We start from the raw sequence: 17,994 nt of genomic DNA on the forward strand, positions 1-17,994 counted from the left end.
TCTTAAAATCTTTTAAATCCTACCTTTTCCTATGATTTATAAAACAAATATTTTTTAACTTTATTTTTCATATAGTGAAAAAATCCTTTTTTATTCCACTGAATTTTAAAATTTATTTCTTAATTTCAAAAAAATTTTTATAAATATTTATTTAAATTATACTAATCATAATAAAAGTACATTTCTTTTTAATTTAAAAACTAATCTTTAAGTATAAATAGCGCTATGTTAAAATTAAATAAATTATTCTTTAATATAAATACTAATTTTATATTACATTACTTAAAATAAAAGGAGCTAATTAATATATGATATATCATGATTTAATTGTTTTAGGTGGAGGAGCTTCTGGGCTTATAGCCGCTTTAACTTCTAAAGATTATGGAGTAGATGTTGCTATAGTAGAAGGAACAGACAGAATAGGGAAAAAAATATTAACTACTGGTAATGGTAGATGTAATATAAGTAATAGCTCTATATCATTTCCCTTTAAAAACTTTCATAGTTCTGAAGATGGTTTTTATAACAATGCTTTGTCTAAATTCTCTGTAGATACTACAAAAAACTTTTTTACAAGTATAGGACTTCCAATAGTTGAGTTAGAAAAGGGAAAAATGTACCCACAATCCCTTCAAGCTTCTTCTGTAGTGGATATTTTTAGACTTTCAATAGAAGATAAAAACATTCCATTATACAATTCCTATAAAATAAAAAAGATAGTAACTAATAAAAAAGGATTTAAATTAATTCCTAAAGAAGAGTCTCTAGAGCCTATTTGTTGCTCTAAACTCATAATTGCTTGTGGAGGAAAATCTGCTGTTAAAACTGGATCCGATGGTTCAGGATTTTCTCTTGCAAGGGGCTTAGGTCACAATATAATAGAACCTAAACCTTCATTAGTTCAGCTAAAATTAGAGTATGATCGTTTAAAGGCTTTATCTGGAGTTAAATTTGATGGATTTTCCTCTATATATATTAATAACAAATTAGAAAGAACGGAATTTGGAGAAATTTTATTTACTGATTACGGTATTTCAGGTCCTCCTATTCTTCAACTATCAAGAAATGCTTCTGTAGGTTTATCAGAAGGTAAAGATGTATTTATTTCTATAGATATGATGCCTAATAAATCTATTGATGAATTAGAAAACTTCTTAGAATCTCACTTTGCTATGTTTTCTCATAGAAGTATATCCGATTCTTTAATAGGTATAATAAATAAAAAACTTATAGTAACCTTACTTAAAGAAGCTAATGTATCTAATATTCATAAGCCTTGCTGGGAATTAGATTGGAATGAAAAGAAAAATATATTATCTCTTTTAAAGTGTTGGAAATTTAAGTGTATTGGAACTAATGGATTTCAAAATGCTCAGGTTACAATAGGTGGAGTTGATACTAAAGAAATAAATAACTTAACTTTAGAATCAAAACTTATTAAAAATTTATATTTTTGTGGTGAAATAATAGATGTTGATGGTGATTGTGGAGGATTCAATCTTCAGTGGGCATGGAGCTCTGGATTTGTAGCAGGTTTTAATGCCTCTAAATAAATAAGGAATCTTTGATGCTAAATTATATAATATTTATATAATAAAACATCAAAGATTCCTTTATCTATCTTCTAAATATAAATGAACTAATGCAAGTTCTTTACCTTCATTATTTACTATTTTATGTATACTTTCCTTACCATCTTCTGTAATATATCCTATACAACTTATATTATCTCCATAACTACATTCTTTTAAAAAATTTATAACAACTCTTGAAACATACTTTTTAAGAATAACCTCTTTTGGTAATGTCTCCATAGACCAATCTAAATAATTTACATTATTTACATGAAAATTAGTATCAATTTCTCTATAGCCAACATTAAAATCCTTTTTAAGATCTCCATCTTCAAATTTAGGTATATCTTCTATTTCTAATATATCTTCTAAATCTTCTTTCACTCCATAAAGCTTATATTCATCTTCAGGAATTCTCATAAGTCTTCTTCTTTTTAAATTAATCATTAAAAAGGTAGCTATTCCTTCTCCAATTAACTCTCCATTTTCATTTTCTAGAAAATATTTTCTAAATGCATAAAATTTTTTAAGTCCATAGCAATCAGTTCTTACTTTAACTTTTTCACAAACCCTAGGATACTTATAAAATTTAAAATCATATTTATAAAATACCCAACCATATCCTTTGTTCATTAATCTCTCTACACTCTCTCCTAAGCTTTGAGATTGCCTCATACCTATATCACATATAAGATTCAACAAGCAACTTGTATTAGCTTCTAAAAAACAATTAACATCACAATAATTTATATCATAAGTATGCTCAAAAGTTTTTCCCATAATTATATCTCCCTTTCTTATGTGAAAATATTTAAATTAATATATAAACTAAAAGGATAGGTTAAAACCTATCCTTTTTTAATTTATTGTAATTGCCTTACTTATTTAAAGCTTCTAATAATTGATCTAAATTTAATCCATGAACCATTGCAGCTTCCTCAATAGTTTCAGCTTGTGCTGATGGACATCCAACGCATCCCATTCCAAAACTCATTAAAACTTCCGCTTTTTCTGGCCATTGTCTAACAACTTCACCAATAGTCATGTCCTTAGTTATATTCATAAAAACCAACCTCACTTTTTTTTAATTTAACGTGAATCGCTATTACTTTATAAATTATACTAAATAAAAATTTTAAATTCAAGGAAAATGGTCGGATTTAAAATTTTATCAATAGTATTTACTTATAATACTTTATCTATCTATTTATATTTATAATTAATGATTTTTATAAAAAAATCAACCTGTAAAGTTAATTACAGATTGATTTATATAAATAATATTATTATGGCAATAATTAGATTTCATCTACCCTCATAGTTTGATCTCTCTTTGGACCAACTGAAACTATTGAAATTCTTGTGCCTGTAAATTCTTCTATTCTCTTTAAGTATTTCTTTGCATTTTCTGGTAGTTCTTCATAGCTTCTTGCATTTGCTACACTCTCATCCCAACCATCAAATTCTTCATATATTGGTTCACATTTAGCTAAATCTTCTAAGCTAGCTGGAAAATAATCTATAACTTTATCATTGAATTTATATCCAACACAAACTTTTACTTTATCTAATCCAGCTAAAGTATCTATTTTAGTAACAGCTAATGAAGTTAATCCAGAAACTCTAGCAGTTGTTTTTAGTATTACTAAGTCTAACCAACCACATCTTCTTGCTCTTCCTGTTGTTACACCAAATTCAAATCCTTTTTCTCTAATCCAATCACCCATTGAATCATTTAATTCTGTTGGAAAAGGTCCTTTACCAACTCTTGTTGTATAAGCTTTAGCTATACCAACTACATTTGTTATCATAGTTGGTCCTACACCAACACCGTTGCTTACTCCTCCAGCCGTAGTATTTGATGAAGTAACATATGGATATGTTCCAAAATCTATATCAAGTAACATTCCTTGAGCACCTTCAAATAGAACATTTTTATCTGCTTTTATCTCATCATATACTCTTACTGATGTGTCTTGAACAAAAGGTCTCATTTTTTCAGCATACTTTAGATATTCTTCTTTTATTTCATCGTAGTTTAATGCTTCTCCGCCTAAAACCTTAGTTATGTATTGATTTTTCATCTCTATATTTTCTTTTAGCTTTTCTTCAAAAACAGATTGATGCATAAGATCACAAACTCTTATTCCACATCTTTCTACTTTATCTGTATAACATGGACCTATTCCTTTTCCAGTAGTTCCAATGTCATTTTTTCCTCTAGCTATTTCTTTTAACTTATCTAAAGTTTTATGATAAGGCATTATTAATTGTGCTCTATCACTTATTACAAGTTTTTCTGGAGTAACCTTTACTCCTAAACCTTCTAAATATTCAATTTCTGTAAATAATGCTACAGGATCTACAACAACTCCATTTCCTATAACATTTAATTTATCATCATATAATATACCAGATGGAATTAAGTGTAACTTATATTCCTTGTCTCCAACCACTACAGTATGACCGGCATTATTTCCTCCTTGGTATCTAACAACTACATCTGCTTCCTCTGCAAGATAGTCTGTCATCTTACCTTTTCCTTCATCTCCCCATTGAGCTCCTAAAACTATAAATGCTGACATAGCTTTTCCTCCTCACATCAATAAGTAGCTTTAAATATAAATTTTTATATAAAATAAATTAGCTACTTATAGTATTCACTATAGGTATTTATTTATTACTCTCTTAATTAAAGCTCTTAATGAGCTTACTATTTAATACTACCAAATATGGCCTTTAAGGTCAATAAAAACAACGAATGTTTTATAATATTATCAATTAATAATTCGTATGGTCTAATTATCATAAATTTTTCAAAAAATGAAATAATTCTTTCCCTTTATGAAAGTTTTCCGTTATAATATATATATAATACTTTTATGAGAGGTGTTTAATATGAATATATATGAAGAAGCTTTAGAATTTCATAAAGAAAAAAGGGGTAAATTAGAAATTTTGCCAAGAGCACAAATTAAAAATGAAAAGGATTTAAGCCTAGCTTATACTCCTGGTGTTGCAGAACCATGTAGAGTAATAAATAAAGATCCTGATATGGCTTATGTTTATACAAGAAAATGGAATACAGTAGCAGTTGTTTCTGATGGTACTGCTGTATTAGGACTTGGAGATATTGGTCCAATGGCAGCCTTACCTGTTATGGAAGGTAAATCTGTTTTATTTAAAGAATTTGGTAATGTAGATGCTATTCCTTTAGTTCTTAACACAAAGGACCCAGAAGAAATCATAGAAACAGTGGTTAGAATTTCTCCAACCTTAGGAGGGGTTAATCTAGAAGATATTTCAGCTCCTAGATGTTTTGAAATAGAGCAAAAACTTAAAGAAAAATTGGACATACCAGTCTTTCATGATGATCAACATGGTACTGCAATAGTTACTCTTGCTGGTCTTATAAATGCACTAAAAATAGTACATAAAAAACCTGAGGATTTAAAGGTTGTAATGAATGGTGCTGGATCTGCAGGAATTGCAATTGCAAAGCTTCTACTATCCTTTGGTGTAAAAGATATTGTTGTTTGTAATAGAAGTGGTGCAATATATAGAGGAATGAAATTTAAGAATGATTCATTAAAAGAATTAGCTCAAATTACTAATCCTAAAAATATTCAAGGAAATTTAGTAGATGTAATAAAAGGAGCTGATGTATTTATTGGTGTTTCTGCTCCAAATACAGTTACTAAGGATATGGTAAAATCAATGAATAAAGATTCTATAATCTTTGCAATGGCGAACCCTGTTCCTGAAATCTTCCCTGAAGATGCAAAAGAGGCTGGAGCCAGAGTTATTGGAACTGGCCGTTCAGATTTTCCAAACCAAGTCAATAACGTTTTAGCTTTCCCTGGAATATTTAGAGGAGCATTAGATGTAAGAGCTAGTGAAATAAATGAAGAAATGAAACTTGCTGCTGCATTAGCTATTGCAAATTCTGTTAGCGAAGAAGAGCTTTGTGAGGATTTTATTATTCCAAAAGCATTTAATAGAAGTGTACAAGATAAAGTTGCAGAAGCTGTAAAAGAAGCAGCATTTAAAAGTGGAGTTGCAAAATTAAAATAACTTTAATTTGAATAAAAGGTACATCAGAAAACATTTTCCATAAAGTGATTTTGATGTACCTTTTTTAAATTTTTAAATATATTATCATATATTTCTTAAACTTATGATTTTTATAATAATATAATATTTATCTGTCCTTAATTATTATTTTTTACCTTTAGTTCTCTTTTTATCAATCCCTACAGCTGCATTTCCTCTTTGTTTATATCCATTAGAAGAATTTTGTGAATCATTGCTATTATCAATCATACTTTGATTCTTACTTTCTAAACTTTTATTTATATCCATAATTTCACTCCCTTTTGCTTTTAATAAAGATTAATTTTATTCTGTCCCTTATTATTTTTTATATTCTTAAAAATAATAGTGAAATTAAGTTCAAATTTATTTTTATACAAAATCAAAAACCTCGGTTGTCCAGGCCGAGGTTTTGTGATTTAATTTCAAGAGGAGTTTATTGTTTGAAATTAACACGATTTGTTTGTCTGTGGTCCAGTCAAGATATCGTTTATTGATAACGATTCTCACTAATGTTAGTTTATATTATTTTTTTCCTTTTGTCAATAGTAATTGAAAATAATTATCATTTATTTTTGATATTTTTTGATTTGTAATCACATTTTGCCATATATCTATTATAATATTTATTTATATTTGATTCTTTTTTAGTATTTTTAATCTATTAAGTAAATATAGATTATATAATTATTTTATATGCTAATATTATTTATATTTTTCTCCAAAAAGTCTCAGCATACCTTAATAATATTATTCTAATAATAATATTATTAATATTAAAACAAAGGAGGTTTTAAAATGTTAACTTTACCCAAATTAAAATCTTATGTTTTAATTAATTCAAAAAACAAATTTGCTTATCCATTAAAAAATAATTTATTTTATAGGAAAAAAGATTCCATTGAAAACTTTAATTTTCATATTGAAGATAATAGTGAATACTATATATTAAAAGCACATTTACCTAACATAAAAAAAGAAAACATAGAAATATATTATTTAAATAATTTTATTATTTTAAGTATAAAAGAAATTTATAAAATAAATTATATAAATTACTATAAATATAAAAAAAGTATTGTTTATATAAATGACATCGATTTCTCTAAAACTATATGTAATTACCAAAATAATATATTAAAATTAACTTTAATTAAAACTAATCGTTAATTTACATAAATACTACTTATAATAATTTTTTCCAAATTAGATTAATATTATACATAAATAATTTTATTTAGATTATTTCTTAATTTTAAATAAAAAGCTGTAAGTTTAAACTTACAGCTTTTTATTTATTTTAATTTTATATATCAATATTTTATTGAATTTTAAAATTAATACTTTTCTTTTATAAAAATCACACAATTAAACTAATAATTAATATTTGTATTAATATACATTACTGAGTATGAACAACATCTAGATTTCCAAATTTACTATATTGTCCAAGCCATGCAAGTTTAGCAGTTCCAACAGGACCATTTCTTTGCTTTGCTATTATGCACTCACCAACATTTTTTTCTTCTGTTTCTTTATTATAATACTCATCTCTATACAAGAACATAACAAGATCTGCATCTTGCTCTATTGAACCTGATTCCCTAAGATCTGAAAGCATAGGTCTATGATCCGCTCTTTGCTCTGGTGCACGGGAAAGCTGAGATAAGGCTATAACAGGACATTCCATTTCCTTAGCTAAAGCTTTTATGGATCTTGATATTTCTGATACTTCTTGTTGTCTACTTTCTCCACCACTACCACTCATAAGTTGAAGGTAATCTATAAGAATTAAATCTATACCATGCTCTAATTTTAATCTCCTACATTTAGATCTCATTTCCATTATTGATATTCCTGCAGTATCATCTATATAAATTTTTGCATTTGCCAATGGACCTGCAGCCCTTGCTATATTTTCCCAATCTTTATCTTCTAAATTACCTGTTCTAAGTTTTAGCATATCTACATTAGCTTCTGAACATAAAAGCTTATAAGCTAACTGTTCTTTAGACATTTCTAAAGAGAATATTACAACACTTTTTCCCTCTCTTAAGGCAGCATGTTCTGCAATATTAAGAGCAAAAGTTGTTTTTCCCATAGATGGTCTTGCAGCAATTAATATCATATCACCTTTTTGAAATCCTGAAGTTTTAGAATCCAATTCTACAAATCCTGAACCTACACCTGTTATTTGTCCTTTATTATTAAAAAGTTCTTCTATTTGCTCAAATCCTCTTTCTAAAACTATGCTTAAAGGTTCAAAATCACTAGTGCTTCTACTTTCTCCGATGTCAAAAATCTTTTTTTCTGATCTATCAACTACCATTTTTACATCAGCTTGATTATTATAACAATCTTCAATTATTTCCGTAGAAGATTTTATAAGTTTTCTTAAGGTAGATTTTTCACTTACTATTTTTATGTATGATGTTAGATTAGCAGTAGACGGCACTGAATCACTTAACTCTGTTACATAAGTTATACCACCAGCTTTTTCTAGCTTATCCTTAGAATTAAGATATTCTAGTAAGGTTACACGATCTACAGCTATATCCTTTTGAAACATTTCTACCATATTTGCAAATATTACTTTATGAGCATCTCTATAAAAATCATCTGATGTAAGACCTTCTGCTGCTTGAGATATTGCAGATTTATCAATAAGCATAGCACCTAAAACCGTTTGTTCTGCTTCTAAATTATGAGGTAAACTTCTCATCATTGGTGCATCCATATTTTTTCCTCCTTTCTTTTATATTAGATATAATAAATATTTTTAATTTATAATTAAAATTCACAATTGAAAATTTAAGACATACTAAGTTTAATATAACGTAATTTAATTATTATGACAATTAAATTTTATTTTGTTTAGTTACTTTTAAAATATTTTATTATTAAATATATACGTAATTATTAATTTTATTTCCTATTTAATAATATTTTACTAGTAATTAAAATTATATACTTTTTATACAGTTTATTTTAATAATTAGGTGAGAAATAGATAAATACCTTCACTAAAGTAAGAAAAATTAAGCCTTCCTAAAAAGGAAAGCTTAATTTATTTAATTATTAGTCTTCAAAAACTAACTTCATGATTTCATCAATATTACTTACTGATTTAACTTCTATATCAGTTAAACCAGTAGGTATTTCTTTTTCGTTATCCTTAGGAACTATTACAAGTTTTATACCCTTTCTTCTAGCTCCATAGACTTTTTCAAATATTCCTCCAACAGGTTTTACATTTCCTCTTAAAGATATTTCACCTGTTATAGCAATATCTTGTCTTAAAGGTTTATTTAATAATGCACTTATTATACATATTGTTATAGCTGCTCCTGCTGAAGGTCCATCTATATTACCTCCACCAATCACATTTACATGGATATCATAATCCTTTAAATCTTTATCTGTTAACTCTCTAATAACAGAGGCTGCGTTAAATACTGAATCCTTTGCCATAGAACCTGCTGTATCATTAAATCTTACTGTACCTGCGCCTTTTTTCTTAGCTTTAAATACAGCTGCCTCTATTTCTATAGTAGATCCTAAAAATCCACTAACACCTAAGCCGTATATATGACCTATTTCAGGTTTTTGATTTTTATTTAATATTTCATAGGGAACAAATCTTCCTATAGAAATAACTTCTTCTACGTCTTTTAATGATATTTTATCTATTTTTTGATCTGAATTTTTATTACTATATAATGCAAATCCATAAGCATCAGCTAATATATTTACAGCTTTTCTACCTTCAATAGTATAAGCACTTATAAATTCAGCTACACCATCTTCAAGACCAACATTTAATTTTTCGGCTGCATTATTTATTATCTCTTCAATATCCTTTGATGATAGAGGTTCAAAATAAACTTCTGTACATCTTGATCTTAGTGCTGGATTTATATCTCTTGGACTCTTTGTTGTAGCTCCAATTAAAACAAAATCTGCTGGTGCACCGTTATCAAATAAATACTTTATATATTTAGGTATATTTTCATCATCTGGATCGTAGTATGATGATGAAAATTCAACTCTTTTATCTTCTAAAACTTTTAAAAGTTTATTTTGAAGAATGTCATCTAATTCACCAATTTCATCAATAAACAAAACTCCACCATGGGCATCTGTAACAAGACCTGGTTTAGGTTCTGGTACTCCAATTTCAGCTAAATCTCTCTTACTTCCTTGATATATAGGATCATGTACTGATCCTAAAAGAGGATTTGTTATTTCTCTTGGATCCCATCTTAATGTTGTTCCATCTACTTCAACAAACTTTGAATCATCATCAAAAGGAGTGAATGATAACTTTCTTGCTTCCTCTAAAGCTAACCTAGCTGCAGAAGTTTTACCAACTCCTGGAGGTCCATAAAGAATTATATGCTGTGGATATGGTGATGCAAGTTTTGATATTAATGATTTTATAGCTCTTTCTTGACCTACTATTTCTTTAAAAGATTCTGGTCTTAAAAGACTCATTATATTTTTATTAGTATCTCTTTTATCTAACTTTTCAAGTTTTTCAAGCTTTTTTAGAGTTTTAGCATTTTCAGGTCCCTTTTGTTTTCTTATAATGCTTAATCTCATTTCATCAATATATTTCTCTTGCTTTTCCATTATGGCTTCTTCAACTTGACCTTCGATTCTATTTTGTATATATCTTTTAGCAAGTTCTTCCGATATAAATTTATAGCTAGATTCTAAAGCTTCATTAAGATTTTTTTCTGTAGGAATTTCTTTTAATCCCTTTCCATCAGACACAATCTTATTTAATGCATATAAATTTTCATATGGATTTTCTGATTTTACATACTTTTGTAATTTGTATTTTACAGTCCTTGCTCTTACAGCACCTTCGTCTAATACATTTTTTACAATATCAAATAGAACCTTTACTTGTGAATCTAAACTCATATTACTTTCCATTACTTCTTCTAATATATTAAAATGGTTTAGTGATTTCAAAACTCTAGTCCTCCTTATGCTACAGGAGCAATAACAACCTTCATCTTAGTAGAAACTTCTGGATAAAGTTTAACTTCTATTTCAAATGTTCCAGAAACCTTTATAGTATCCATTACTATTTTCTTTTTATCTACGTCAACATTAAATTGTTTTTTTATTAATTCGGCTACATCTTTGCTTGTTATAGCGCCAAATAGTCTTCCATTCTCTCCTGCTTTTGCGTTTATTTTAATTTCCTTATTCTTTAATTCACCAGCCAATTTTTGAGCTGCTTCTAACTCTGCTAATTTTTTTCTTCTTTCAGTTTCTTTTTTAGCATTTAATACATGTAAATTTGAATCTGTAGCTTCTTCAGCTAACTTTCTTGGAAATAAATAGTTTCTTGCGTATCCATCTGATGTATTTATTACATCACCCTTTTTACCTAACTTCTTAACATCTTGTAATAAAATAACTTTCATTATTATTCACCTTCCTCTAAGTATTTTGATATAGCTTCTTTTAGTGTTTCTTTTGCATTATTAATATCTACATTTTCTAACTTAGCACCGGCAATAGTCATATGTCCACCGCCACCTAAATATTCAAGAATAACTTGAACATTTATATCTCCTAAAGATCTCCCACTTATATATATATCGTTGTTTATTTGTACTAATACAAAAGAAGCTTGAATATTTGTTATATTTAATAATTCATCTGCTGCTTGGGCTGCCATAACAGTTTGATCTATATACGAAGGACAAGTTGCTATAGCAATATTATTTTTAACTTCTGCGGATTTTATAATTTCAGCTTTTTGTACATAGCTTTCTAAATCATTACTAAAAAACTTCTTTATATCTATTGTATCTGCACCTAATCTTCTTAAAAAAGATGCAGCTTCAAAAGTTCTAACTCCAGTTTTAAAGAAAAAGCTTTTAGTATCCATACATATACCAGCTAGTAATCCCTCCGCTTCTATTTGAGTAAGTTTTGGCTTCTCTAACATATATTGAACCATTTCTGTTACAAGTTCTGATGTTGATGAAGCATATACCTCTATATAACTAAGAAGCGCACCTTCTATATAATCAGCACTTCTTCTATGGTGATCTATTATAACTAAATTAGATGCCATTTCTACTATAGATAAATCTTGAACATATCCCCTACTATGAACATCCAATAAAATCAAAAGAGTGTCTTCATCTATAGTTTCTCTAGCCTTATCTCCTGATATTATAAGGTTACTATTTATATCATCATTTTTTACTCTTATTAAATACTTTTCTATAGCCCTTGTATCTTTATTTAAAATAATATTACACTGCTTACCTAATTGTCTCGATACAGAAGCTATTCCCACTGCTGCCCCAAAACAATCTAAATCAGGATTTCTATGACCCATTATATAAACTTTACTACTTTCATATATAAGATCTTTTAATGCATGGGCTACAACTCTTGCCCTAACTCTTGTTCTTTTCTCTAGTTCCTTTGTGTTACCACCAAAAAAACTAAATTTATCACCTTTTTTTATTACTGCTTGATCTCCACCTCTTCCTAAAGCTAATTCCTTAGCTTTAATAGCATAAGCGTGATTTTCTGCTGGAGAATCTCCGCCTCTTCCTACACCTATACTAAGCGTAACCTCAAGTTTATTTCCTAAGTTGATTTCTCTTATAGTATCTAATATATCAAACTTTTTTGCAATTTCCTCTTCAATGTTTGAATCTGATACAGACAAAACATACTTAGTAGAGTCGTATTTCCTTATCATAGCATTAAGATTTTGAGCGTAATTATTTATAGCTCTCTCTACCTCTGCAATAAATAAAGGTCCATTATTTTCATCTATGCTTTTTACAACTTCATTTAGATTATCTACTTCTATAAGCATAACACTTTCCTTAGTTCCTTCTATTAGATATGTTACATCATTAAAGTAAACTATAGATAACTGTTCATTATTAAAGTTTATTGTATTAACATAAATATCATAAGCCCTTTTTCTACTTCTTAATCTTTGTATCATACCATTTTGATATTTTAATGCTTTATCTAAAGCTATGCCTCTCACAGCAGTTCCTATATTAATGGCCGTATCATCTTGCACTTTAAAGACAGTTTTAAACTTTTCGTTACTCCAAACTATTTCTCCATCTCTTTTTATAATTGCTAAGGGATACATAAGCGCCAATAAATTTTTTTCTATTATATCATCAATTTCTAAAGAAAACTCTTCTGCCTTTTTTTTATTTAATTCGTTAGCTTGATTTATTTTTATAAGTTTATATGAAAATAATATTATAACCCCAAAAAGTATAATAAGGCTTAACTCTATTAAGTTCTTAATATAAAATAAAACTGCTAATATAAATATAAAAAAACAAATAAGTATAATATTTTTATTTTTTAAAGACTTCATCAAATTGCCTCCTTTATTATTTTTTTGAGGCTTTCAATTTAAGACATTTTACGTCTTATAGCATTTCCCAAACTCTCCGGGTCCACTCCTCTAATATCTACAATTAAATCTATAAATCCTAATATTGTCAAAAATCCACCTATAGGAGATGTAACTATTAATATTCCTATAATAATTAAAGGTACTTTACTCATTTTTAGCTTATTCTTTAAAAAATAAACTATTACAGATAAACCAACTATTATAACACTAAAATTTAATAAGTTATAAACTGTAGTAAATATATACTTTGCATAAGGTAATTCTTTAGAAGACGCCATAGCCGATAAACAAACTATTATAATAAATATCGCTCCTAATCTTGCATCTAAATACCAATTTTCAAAACTAGGTAATGGTTCTAACTCGTATTTAAACTTTTTAAATATACTTCTGCTTATAATATAATTGAAAAAGGCTGATAAAATTGCTGATATTATAAATCCAGATGGAATAATAACCATTACACTTTCAATAGTTAAATTGTTTATAATTTGATATAAAGGATTTGCTGTTATATCAATTCCAATACTACTATATACTTCTAAAGACTCCTTCATCATATCTATTATTTGTTGAATTATAATAGATATATTTTCACCTGAAATAATATATACTGTAACATATAAATTTAATATAGTAGTAATAAGGTTTACTACTCCAAGAATAAATATTGTTTTTATAGGTTTTATTTTCTTCTTTATACAAATACCTAATGTAATTCCTGTTACTCCATAAATAATAGCAGAAAGTATGCCTATAAATATATTGTTAAACATAGATACAAGAACTCCACTTACTATTATAGATAAAATAGATACAGATTTATCATGTCTTAAGTATAACATAGCAATAGGTATAGGCATTACAAAGCTTGCAATTAAAGGTACATAACTGCTCATAAACATAAGTAAGAATATTATGACAGAAATTAACGCAGCTTCTACAATGGATTTTGTTTCATATTTTTTATTCATTAAATTCCTCCATTAACCTCTTTCCTTTAAATGAGTATGAAGTCTTGATAATGATTTACCATCTTTTTCTACGGAATCTTCTTCTACTATTCCAACCTTCAACTTTTTCTTCATATCATCATCTACTTCTAAGAAAGAGTATCCTAATTTTTCTGCGAGTACATATAGTAATATTATTGCCCCGGAAATGCATTCTAGTATTGCATCATGAGCAACATTACTTCCTTTTGTTAAAAGTCTAAAAAACTCTGCAATAATACATAAAAGTTGTGCCTTTAAATCTTCAATTATTTTAATATTTCTCATTATATTAAAATCATCTTTTCTCATACAACCACTCCATTCACTAGAACCCTTTAACATATATTTTAATTTTAAATTCAATTTATTTCAATAAAATTCGGTATATTAATAAAACCCACGACAAACGCCGTGGGTTTTATGCTTTTATTACTCAGTTGTGAATGGTAATAAAGCTATGTTTCTAGCTCTCTTTATTGACTCAGTTAATTGTCTTTGGTGCTTAGCACATGTTCCTGAAATTCTTCTTGGAAGTATCTTTCCTCTTTCAGTAACATACTTTCTTAACTTATTAACGTCTTTGTAATCTATAGCTTCAGCTTTTTCAACACAGAAAGCACAAACTTTTCTCTTTGATCTTCTGAATTTTCCGCCTTTTCTTACTTCTCTGCTCATTGTTTTCCCTCCTTACCTCATTTGAATTAGAATGGGATATCTCCATCATCTACAGGAGTCATATCCTCATCAAAAGTACCTCCACCAAAACTATTGTTATTTGATGAAGCACCATATTCAGAACCGCCACCGAATCCTTGGCTAGCATTTTGAGAACTACCAGATCCTTTTGAAAGGAATTGGACATCATCTGCTACAACTTCAGTGACATATCTTTTTGTACCGTCTTTAGCATCATAAGATCTCGTTTGGATTCTACCACTGATAGCCATTTGACTACCTTTACTCATGTAGTTAGCAGTAGATTCTGCTTGTTTACCCCATATAACAACTGGAATAAAGTCAGCGTCTCTCTGACCTGTTGAACGATTATACTTGTCAACAGCAAGCGTAAGAGTGGTGACTGCAGTTCCTGTTCCTGGAGTAAACTTTAACTCAGGATCTTTTGTAAGTCTTCCTATTAGAACTACTTTATTCATAAAAAAAACCTCTCCTATTTTTCTTCCTTAACGATTATGTTTCTTATAACTCCATCAGTAATTCTGAATATTCTGTCTAACTCTCTTGGTAACTCTGGGTTAGCAGTGAAGTTAAATAAAGTGTAGTAACCTTCGTTAACTTTAGCGATTTCGTAAGCAAGCTTTCTCTTACCCCAGAAATCAACGTTATCAACAGTTCCTCCACCATTTTCTATTACACCCTTGAACTTTTCGATTAAAGCTTTAACAGCATCCTCTTCTAATGATGGATGTAAAACAAATATAGTTTCATATTTTCTCATCATTTTCACCTCCTCCCTCTGGCCAAACGGCAGTGGTTTACCACTGCAGGGACTTACAATTTATTATATTATCACTAACTAAAAATATTTTCAAGTGATTTTTATTAGAATATTTAATTATTTTTGTAAATTTATTCTTGAGGAGCGTTACTTTTTATTATTTTTTTTATACTCTTTTGAAATTTACTTCTAGGAACCATAACTATTCTGCTGCACTCAACGCATTTAATCTTTATGTCTGCTCCAATTCTTATTATCTCCCAATTGTAACTTCCACAAGGATGTTGCTTTTTCATTTCAACAATATCTCCAATATAAAAAGTTTGAACTACCATTTCATAACTCCTTCTTGTTTTAATTATTATTTATATTATTTCCAATCTCTTGATTATTAGTTTCAATTCCTTTAGGACCAGTATAATTTTCAGTATTACCATGGGTATTAGTTTTGCTTATATATTCTGCTTTAGGATAAGGTATTTCTATATTCTTCTTATCTAAAGTTTCCTTAATTAATTTTCTAAGATTTCGTTCAACTGACCATTGAGTCATAGATTTTGCAGAGCCAGAAACTCTTATAGTAACACTATAATCTTTTAAAGCTTGCACTCCTATTACTTTAGGCGCTTCCACAATGTCTTTATTATCTTTTGAAAAATCTTCGCATACCTTATTTATAACATCTATAGCATTATCTATATCCTCTTCATAAGCTATATCTATATCTAACATAACTCTCATATTTCCTCTTGAGTGATTAGTTACTGTAGTTATACTACCATTAGGTATTAAGTGTACATCACCAGAAAAATCCTTAAGGGTAGTTGTTCTTATGCCTATACTTTGAACTATACCACTGTAGTTACCTAAAGTTACATAGTCGCCAACTGCAAATTGATCTTCAAATAATATAAATATTCCATTTATTAAATCTGTTATAAGGTCCTTAGCTCCAAAGCCTATAGCTGTACCTCCAATTCCAGCAAAAGCAAGAGATACTCCACTAAAGAAAAATGAAGCTATAGTAACTAAACCTAAAAAATAAACCACATACTTTAGTAAGCTTTTTAATAAAGCTGCCACAGTAGTGGCCTTTTTTTGATTCATAGTAAATTTTAAATTGCTTTGACCTTGTTTTTTAATAAACTTTTCAATTAAAACATTTCCTATTTTAATTGATATGTACATTAAAAACATTATTACTATAACAGCTATTATTTTAAATATAACTTTATATAATGAGTCTAGATCTATTGGGGGTAAATGTCCTATTTTTATAAAATTTTTTTCAAGATCTAATTCTAAAAATGATGTAAGTGAATTCATTAAAATATTACTTCCCCCTATCTATATAATTTAAATTCTTGTCCATTCTTAACATAAATATTCTTTGTAACTATCTTTTCTTCTTTTATTAAATTTTCCACTTTACTTAATATTCCTTCATTGAATCTAATGCTTATTCCACAACTTTTTGTTATACAAGTTGGTGTTGGCATAACCATTATTGATTCCCCTTGTTCCTTTAAAATTTTTTCTGCTTGAATAGCATCATGGGTATTTTTAAAAACTATTATATAATTATTCATATCCTTCTACTATAAAAGTATTTCACCTCCATTATCTTTACCTATATAGTATACCTAATGTAAAAAAAGAATAAAAGATATTAATTTTATTGGTATATTTTTGAATATTTTGATTAAACTTATAAATACTAATGAAAAAATTTTTTATTTAAATTATAATGTTTATATGTACAAAAATATAAATTAAGGTGGACTTGCAAATGAATATAATTACAAGATTTTTTATTGCAGTTTCTGCTGGATTTTCAACAGGATTTATATATTCCATACCTCTTGGTCCTTCTGGAATAGAATCCGTTAATAAATCTATTTCTAAAGGATTCAACGAAGGTTTTAAAGTATCTGTAGGAGCTGTACTTGCAGATGTATTTTATTTTTTATTAATAAATCTAGGACTTGCAAATTTACTTAATTCAAATCCTAAAACAGAAGGCCTTTTTTGGGTTATATGTGGTTTAATTCTAATTATTTTTGGACAACTTACCAAAAAAAATACAGAAAAAAGTTCTAGTATTTTAAAATTCAAATTTTTAAAAGACACTAAACTTGGAGGTATAATTACAGGATTTTTTCTAACAGCACTTAATCCTATGACTCCATCCTTATGGTTAGCTTTAAGCGGTACAATAATTCCTGTATGGAGGGATTCTGGGACACTTTACTATTTTACTGCTATAATATCTATGATAGTAGGATCATTAGCTTGGTTTGCTATAATAAATGCTTTAGCTTGTAAGGGAATAAAGATATTCAAAAAAAATCAAACTACAAAAACTTTTTTCTTATTAAAATATATATTAATAATTTTAGGATTAGGTTTTATAGTTTTTGGTCTTTATAAATTAATTTTTTAGGG

20 protein-coding genes are annotated in these 17,994 nt (G+C 27.9%); 4 read left to right on the forward strand and 16 right to left on the reverse strand.

The features are described 5' to 3' along the window. Positions 1–308 precede the first annotated feature (308 nt). The gene (locus BUA70_RS08405) at positions 309–1,553 is read left to right on the forward strand and encodes a BaiN/RdsA family NAD(P)/FAD-dependent oxidoreductase (RefSeq protein ID WP_072896261.1); all 1,245 of its coding nucleotides are present in this window, start codon (positions 309–311) and stop codon (positions 1,551–1,553) included. 60 nt (positions 1,554–1,613) lie between these two features. Here BUA70_RS08405 and BUA70_RS08410 read toward each other — a convergent pair whose 3' ends face one another. From BUA70_RS08410 to BUA70_RS08420, 3 genes are all read right to left on the reverse strand, one after another. Then, positions 1,614–2,354 (reverse strand): acyl-[acyl-carrier-protein] thioesterase, encoded by a 741-nt coding sequence (locus BUA70_RS08410; RefSeq protein ID WP_072896263.1) that lies wholly within the window; start codon positions 2,352–2,354, stop codon positions 1,614–1,616. A gap of 97 nt (positions 2,355–2,451) precedes the next feature. Next, positions 2,452–2,637, reverse strand: a complete 186-nt coding sequence (locus tag BUA70_RS08415) for a DUF1858 domain-containing protein (protein WP_072896265.1) — start codon at positions 2,635–2,637, stop codon at positions 2,452–2,454. A gap of 235 nt (positions 2,638–2,872) precedes the next feature. Continuing rightward, complete coding sequence (locus BUA70_RS08420; RefSeq protein WP_072896267.1) at positions 2,873–4,159, reverse strand: adenylosuccinate synthase; 1,287 nt, start codon at positions 4,157–4,159, stop codon at positions 2,873–2,875. 313 nt (positions 4,160–4,472) lie between these two features. Here BUA70_RS08420 and BUA70_RS08425 point away from each other — a divergent pair, with 313 nt between their 5' ends. Next, complete coding sequence (locus tag BUA70_RS08425; RefSeq protein WP_072896269.1) at positions 4,473–5,648, forward strand: NAD(P)-dependent malic enzyme; 1,176 nt, start codon at positions 4,473–4,475, stop codon at positions 5,646–5,648. Positions 5,649–5,792: 144 nt separating this feature from the next. Here the strand turns inward: BUA70_RS08425 and BUA70_RS13160 are convergent, their stop codons facing one another. Continuing rightward, positions 5,793–5,936 (reverse strand): hypothetical protein, encoded by a 144-nt coding sequence (locus BUA70_RS13160; RefSeq protein WP_172607499.1) that lies wholly within the window; start codon positions 5,934–5,936, stop codon positions 5,793–5,795. Between the two features lie 528 nt (positions 5,937–6,464). Between BUA70_RS13160 and BUA70_RS08430 the strand changes: the two genes are divergently transcribed. Beyond that, the gene (locus tag BUA70_RS08430) at positions 6,465–6,836 is read left to right on the forward strand and encodes an Hsp20/alpha crystallin family protein (RefSeq protein WP_072896272.1); all 372 of its coding nucleotides are present in this window, start codon (positions 6,465–6,467) and stop codon (positions 6,834–6,836) included. 232 nt (positions 6,837–7,068) lie between these two features. Here BUA70_RS08430 and BUA70_RS08435 read toward each other — a convergent pair whose 3' ends face one another. From BUA70_RS08435 to BUA70_RS08490, 12 genes are all read right to left on the reverse strand, one after another. Beyond that, the gene (locus BUA70_RS08435; protein ID WP_072896274.1) at positions 7,069–8,403 is read right to left on the reverse strand and encodes a replicative DNA helicase; all 1,335 of its coding nucleotides are present in this window, start codon (positions 8,401–8,403) and stop codon (positions 7,069–7,071) included. A 341-nt stretch (positions 8,404–8,744) separates the two neighbouring features. Then, the gene (lonC, locus tag BUA70_RS08440; protein WP_423236780.1) at positions 8,745–10,607 is read right to left on the reverse strand and encodes a Lon family ATP-dependent protease; all 1,863 of its coding nucleotides are present in this window, start codon (positions 10,605–10,607) and stop codon (positions 8,745–8,747) included. Positions 10,608–10,660: 53 nt separating this feature from the next. Further along, the gene (gene rplI, locus BUA70_RS08445) at positions 10,661–11,107 is read right to left on the reverse strand and encodes a 50S ribosomal protein L9 (RefSeq protein ID WP_072896277.1); all 447 of its coding nucleotides are present in this window, start codon (positions 11,105–11,107) and stop codon (positions 10,661–10,663) included. Between the two features lie 2 nt (positions 11,108–11,109). Then, positions 11,110–13,056 (reverse strand): DHH family phosphoesterase, encoded by a 1,947-nt coding sequence (locus tag BUA70_RS08450; protein ID WP_072896278.1) that lies wholly within the window; start codon positions 13,054–13,056, stop codon positions 11,110–11,112. 38 nt (positions 13,057–13,094) lie between these two features. Continuing rightward, complete coding sequence (locus BUA70_RS08455; RefSeq protein ID WP_072896279.1) at positions 13,095–14,072, reverse strand: DUF2232 domain-containing protein; 978 nt, start codon at positions 14,070–14,072, stop codon at positions 13,095–13,097. Positions 14,073–14,084: 12 nt separating this feature from the next. Further along, positions 14,085–14,402 carry a MazG-like family protein gene (locus BUA70_RS08460; protein WP_072896280.1) on the reverse strand — a complete coding sequence of 106 codons (318 nt, stop codon included), beginning with the start codon at positions 14,400–14,402 and terminating at the stop codon, positions 14,085–14,087. Positions 14,403–14,522: 120 nt separating this feature from the next. Beyond that, on the reverse strand, positions 14,523–14,768 hold the full coding sequence (gene rpsR / locus BUA70_RS08465; RefSeq protein ID WP_072896282.1) for a 30S ribosomal protein S18: 246 nt from the start codon (positions 14,766–14,768) through the stop codon (positions 14,523–14,525). Between the two features lie 26 nt (positions 14,769–14,794). Further along, positions 14,795–15,247, reverse strand: a complete 453-nt coding sequence (locus tag BUA70_RS08470; RefSeq protein ID WP_072896283.1) for a single-stranded DNA-binding protein — start codon at positions 15,245–15,247, stop codon at positions 14,795–14,797. Between the two features lie 14 nt (positions 15,248–15,261). Next, a complete protein-coding gene (rpsF, locus tag BUA70_RS08475; RefSeq protein WP_072896284.1) occupies positions 15,262–15,549 on the reverse strand; it encodes a 30S ribosomal protein S6 in 288 nt (95 codons plus the stop codon). A gap of 131 nt (positions 15,550–15,680) precedes the next feature. After that, the gene (locus BUA70_RS08480) at positions 15,681–15,884 is read right to left on the reverse strand and encodes a DUF951 domain-containing protein (protein WP_072896285.1); all 204 of its coding nucleotides are present in this window, start codon (positions 15,882–15,884) and stop codon (positions 15,681–15,683) included. A gap of 19 nt (positions 15,885–15,903) precedes the next feature. Beyond that, positions 15,904–16,875 carry a mechanosensitive ion channel family protein gene (locus BUA70_RS08485; protein ID WP_072896286.1) on the reverse strand — a complete coding sequence of 324 codons (972 nt, stop codon included), beginning with the start codon at positions 16,873–16,875 and terminating at the stop codon, positions 15,904–15,906. A 17-nt stretch (positions 16,876–16,892) separates the two neighbouring features. After that, positions 16,893–17,138 (reverse strand): putative Se/S carrier protein, encoded by a 246-nt coding sequence (locus tag BUA70_RS08490; RefSeq protein ID WP_072896288.1) that lies wholly within the window; start codon positions 17,136–17,138, stop codon positions 16,893–16,895. 200 nt (positions 17,139–17,338) lie between these two features. On the opposite strand from BUA70_RS08490, the gene BUA70_RS08495 reads away from it, so the two are divergent. Next, the gene (locus tag BUA70_RS08495; RefSeq protein ID WP_072896290.1) at positions 17,339–17,992 is read left to right on the forward strand and encodes a LysE family transporter; all 654 of its coding nucleotides are present in this window, start codon (positions 17,339–17,341) and stop codon (positions 17,990–17,992) included. The last annotated feature ends 2 nt before the right edge of the window (positions 17,993–17,994 follow it).

The organism is Clostridium fallax (assembly GCF_900129365.1).
GTDB lineage: Bacteria > Bacillota > Clostridia > Clostridiales > Clostridiaceae > Clostridium_AH > Clostridium_AH fallax.

Coding starts and splice junctions, on each gene's coding strand:
- rplI (WP_072896277.1), bottom strand. CDS start 11,107: ATGAAAGTTATTTTATTACAAGATGTTAAGAAGTTAGGTAAAAAGGGT.
- BUA70_RS08430 (WP_072896272.1), top strand. CDS start 6,465: ATGTTAACTTTACCCAAATTAAAATCTTATGTTTTAATTAATTCAAAA.
- lonC (WP_423236780.1), bottom strand. CDS start 10,607: ATGGAAAGTAATATGAGTTTAGATTCACAAGTAAAGGTTCTATTTGAT.
- BUA70_RS08490 (WP_072896288.1), bottom strand. CDS start 17,138: ATGAATAATTATATAATAGTTTTTAAAAATACCCATGATGCTATTCAA.
- BUA70_RS08415 (WP_072896265.1), bottom strand. CDS start 2,637: ATGAATATAACTAAGGACATGACTATTGGTGAAGTTGTTAGACAATGG.
- BUA70_RS08425 (WP_072896269.1), top strand. CDS start 4,473: ATGAATATATATGAAGAAGCTTTAGAATTTCATAAAGAAAAAAGGGGT.
- BUA70_RS08435 (WP_072896274.1), bottom strand. CDS start 8,403: ATGGATGCACCAATGATGAGAAGTTTACCTCATAATTTAGAAGCAGAA.
- BUA70_RS08485 (WP_072896286.1), bottom strand. CDS start 16,875: ATGAATTCACTTACATCATTTTTAGAATTAGATCTTGAAAAAAATTTT.
- BUA70_RS08460 (WP_072896280.1), bottom strand. CDS start 14,402: ATGAGAAAAGATGATTTTAATATAATGAGAAATATTAAAATAATTGAA.
- BUA70_RS08455 (WP_072896279.1), bottom strand. CDS start 14,072: ATGAATAAAAAATATGAAACAAAATCCATTGTAGAAGCTGCGTTAATT.
- BUA70_RS08470 (WP_072896283.1), bottom strand. CDS start 15,247: ATGAATAAAGTAGTTCTAATAGGAAGACTTACAAAAGATCCTGAGTTA.
- BUA70_RS08450 (WP_072896278.1), bottom strand. CDS start 13,056: ATGAAGTCTTTAAAAAATAAAAATATTATACTTATTTGTTTTTTTATA.
- BUA70_RS08480 (WP_072896285.1), bottom strand. CDS start 15,884: ATGGTAGTTCAAACTTTTTATATTGGAGATATTGTTGAAATGAAAAAG.
- BUA70_RS08495 (WP_072896290.1), top strand. CDS start 17,339: ATGAATATAATTACAAGATTTTTTATTGCAGTTTCTGCTGGATTTTCA.
- rpsF (WP_072896284.1), bottom strand. CDS start 15,549: ATGAGAAAATATGAAACTATATTTGTTTTACATCCATCATTAGAAGAG.
- rpsR (WP_072896282.1), bottom strand. CDS start 14,768: ATGAGCAGAGAAGTAAGAAAAGGCGGAAAATTCAGAAGATCAAAGAGA.
- BUA70_RS08405 (WP_072896261.1), top strand. CDS start 309: ATGATATATCATGATTTAATTGTTTTAGGTGGAGGAGCTTCTGGGCTT.
- BUA70_RS08420 (WP_072896267.1), bottom strand. CDS start 4,159: ATGTCAGCATTTATAGTTTTAGGAGCTCAATGGGGAGATGAAGGAAAA.
- BUA70_RS08410 (WP_072896263.1), bottom strand. CDS start 2,354: ATGGGAAAAACTTTTGAGCATACTTATGATATAAATTATTGTGATGTT.
- BUA70_RS13160 (WP_172607499.1), bottom strand. CDS start 5,936: ATGGATATAAATAAAAGTTTAGAAAGTAAGAATCAAAGTATGATTGAT.